The organism is Rhodopseudomonas sp. AAP120, from assembly GCF_001295845.1.
Classification (GTDB): Bacteria; Pseudomonadota; Alphaproteobacteria; order Rhizobiales; family Xanthobacteraceae; genus Rhodopseudomonas.
In genome coordinates this window covers 1-3029 of the sequence record NZ_LJIC01000227.1, presented here as the reverse complement: position 1 = coordinate 3029, position 3029 = coordinate 1, and the positions used below count along the sequence as shown (strand labels likewise).

Annotated in this window: 2 protein-coding genes; one reads left to right on the top strand and one right to left on the bottom strand. The window is 68.0% G+C overall.

Annotation, left to right across the window (positions count from 1 at the left end):
• Window positions 1-175: 175 nt before the first annotated feature.
• The gene (locus IP86_RS27795; RefSeq protein ID WP_054165692.1) at window positions 176-1204 is read right to left on the bottom strand and encodes an extensin family protein; all 1029 of its coding nucleotides are present in this window, start codon (window positions 1202-1204) and stop codon (window positions 176-178) included.
• Window positions 1205-1321: 117 nt separating this feature from the next.
• On the opposite strand from IP86_RS27795, the gene IP86_RS27790 reads away from it, so the two are divergent.
• Window positions 1322-2950 (top strand): fatty-acid--CoA ligase, encoded by a 1629-nt coding sequence (locus tag IP86_RS27790; RefSeq protein ID WP_054165691.1) that lies wholly within the window; start codon window positions 1322-1324, stop codon window positions 2948-2950.
• Window positions 2951-3029 lie beyond the last annotated feature (79 nt).

The window sequence follows — 3029 nt, the reverse complement described above, 5'->3', positions numbered from 1 at the left end:
GACGCGGGCAGTGAGTCCGCGTTTCGCGGAGAGCCCTGCCCTCACCCGTCCCGGCTTCGCTGCGCTCCGCCGGGCCGACCTCTCCCGCAAGCGGGAGAGGTGCGCTGAGCTCGCGGCTCGCTTGATCGAAATGTCACTCCGGCGGACTTGCCTCCGATCGCCTCGGATGCAGACGCTAGCGCAGCTCGGACTGCCGCTCGCTCCGTGACTTCTTCGCCTTGGCTTTGGCCTTCGCCTTCTTGGTGGAGCCCGGCGGCGACTCTGGCTGGGCGACTTGTTCGCCCTGCTCCGGCTCGGCCTGCTGGGGCTCAGCCCGCCCGGGCCTGTCCTGCTCCGGCTCGCGGCTGCGTTCGCGATCCTGCGGCTGGTCGGCGGCGACTTCGCGCGGCGGGGCTTCGTCCGGGCGCGGCGCCGGCAGCAGCGGGGCGATCTGCGGCATCGGTTCGAGCACGTCCCACTGGCACATCCGATAGTCCCTGCGCCGCTGCGCGAGGTCGAGATGGATGTGGTCCTCGTGGAAGCCGTCCGAGCCCGGGCCGAGCACGGTGGAGAAGCGGTCGCACACCGACTGCCGCACGCTTTCGCGGATCGCGCGCGGGCTGGCGCGATCGGTCAGCGACACCAGCCGGCCGCTGGCCAGTTTGAGGCCGCGGATGTCGATCGCATTGGCCTTGCCGTGCTCGCTGAGCTTGGCGCCGCGCTGCCGGTTGCGGCCGCGGCATTCGTAGGAATCGAAATTGTCGAGCTCGGCGAGCCGCGATTCCAACGAAGTCGCGAGCGGCGCCACGTCGGTTCGGACCCAATCGGCGAGCTCCGCCGCCATCGGGCAGCGCAGGATCGCAGCCGGCGTCACCGCGACGCGGCTGCCGTCGGGCAGCACGATCGCCTCGAGCCTGACCAGATCGGTGCCGCCGCAACTGCCGGGGCCGGTGATATCCGCAATGCTCGGGGCGATTGCGATCGCGTCGCTCAGCGCCAGCCGGCAGGCGCTCGGCGGCTGCGGCTGCGGCTTGGCGGCATCTGCCTGCGCGGGCGGCGGCTGTGGCGGCTCGCCGGCCGGCTCGTTGTCCGGCCGCTGCTCCGCACCCGCGGCCGCGCGATCGTCCTCGGGCTGCGGCGCCGCGGCCGGGCGCGGCTTCGGCAGCGGAATCCGCTCGCGCGCCTGCGCGGTCGGCACGCCGGCCGCCACCACCGCGATCAGCATTGCCAGCGCCGGCGCTTTGCCGCGGAACAGATTGCGACAGAACAGTTTTCCGCGAGCCGCGACCGCGCTAAGGTCGCGGCCAATCCCAACGGGATAACAAACAGGAGGAAAGCTCGGATGCTTGGACTGATGCAAGACTGGCCTTTGCTGTGTCATCGGATCATCGAGCACGCGGCCCGGATCCACGGCAACCAGGAGGTGGTGACGCGCTCGGTCGAGGGTCCGATCGTCCGCACCACCTATGCGCAGATCCATCAACGGGCGCTGAAAGTCAGCCAGATGCTGGACCGCGCCGGCATCAAGCTCGGCGACCGCGTCGCGACGATCGCCTGGAACACCGCCCGGCATCTGGAATGCTGGTACGGCATCATGGGAATCGGCGCGATCTGCCATACGGTCAATCCGCGGCTTTTTCCGGACCAGATCGCCTGGATCGTCAATCACGCCCAGGACCGGGTGATGATCACCGACCTCACCTTCATCCCGGTGCTGGAAAAGATCGCCGACCAGATGCCCAGCATCGAGCGCTTCGTGGTGCTCACCGATGCGGAACACATGCCGCAGACCACGCTGAAGAACGCGATCGCCTATGAAGAGTGGCTGAAGGAAGCCGACGGCGATTTCGAATGGAAGACCTTCGACGAGAACACCGCGGCGGCGATGTGCTACACCTCGGGCACCACCGGCGACCCGAAGGGCGTGCTGTATTCGCACCGCTCCAACGTGCTGCACGCGCTGATGGCCAACAACCCGGACGCGCTCGGCACCCGCGCGGCCGACACCATGCTGCCGGTGGTTCCGCTGTTCCACGCCAACAGCTGGGGCATCGCATTCTCGGCGCCGTCGATGGGCACCAAGCTGGTGATGCCCGGCGCCAAGCTCGACGGCGCCTCGGTGTACGAGCTGCTGTCGACCGAGAAGGTGACGCACACCGCGGGCGTGCCCACCGTGTGGCTGATGCTGCTGCAGCACATGCAGAAGGAAAAGCTGACGCTGCCGGATCTGAAGATGGTGATCTGCGGCGGCTCGGCGATGCCGCGCTCGATGATCAAGGCGTTCGTCGACATGGGCGCCGAGGCGCGCCACGCCTGGGGCATGACCGAGATGAGCCCGCTCGGCACACTGGCGACGCTGAAGCCGCCGTTCGACAAGACCACCGGCGACGCGCGGCTCGACGTGCTGGCGACGCAGGGCTACCCGCCGTTCGGCGTGCAGATGAAGATCACCGACGACGCCGGCAAGGAGGTCGACTGGGACGGCAAGACGTTCGGCCGGCTGAAAGTGTCGGGCCCGGCGATCGCCAAGGCGTATTACCGCGTCGATAAGGACATCCTCGACGACGCCGGCTTCTTCGACACCGGCGACGTCGCCACCATTGATCAGGACGGCTACATGCGGATCACTGACCGCTCCAAGGACGTGATCAAGTCCGGCGGCGAGTGGATCTCATCGATCGACCTGGAGAATCTCGCGGTCGGTCATCCCAAGGTGGCGGAAGCCGCGGTGATCGGCGTGTATCACCCGAAATGGGACGAGCGCCCGCTCTTGATCTGCCAGCTCAAGCCCGACGTGAGCTGCACCCGCGACGAGATCCTGCAATACATGGACGGCAAGATCGCGAAGTGGTGGATGCCCGACGATATCGTGTTCGTCGACGCCATCCCGCACACCGCAACCGGCAAGATCCTGAAGACCGCGCTGCGCGATCAGTTCAAGAGCTACACGCTGCCCGGCGCGGCGGCGTAGGAACTATCCGTCAGGCGCGGGCTCACTGCCCGCGTCGCCCTCACCCCAGCCCTCTCCCGCAAGCGGGAGAGGGAGCGCG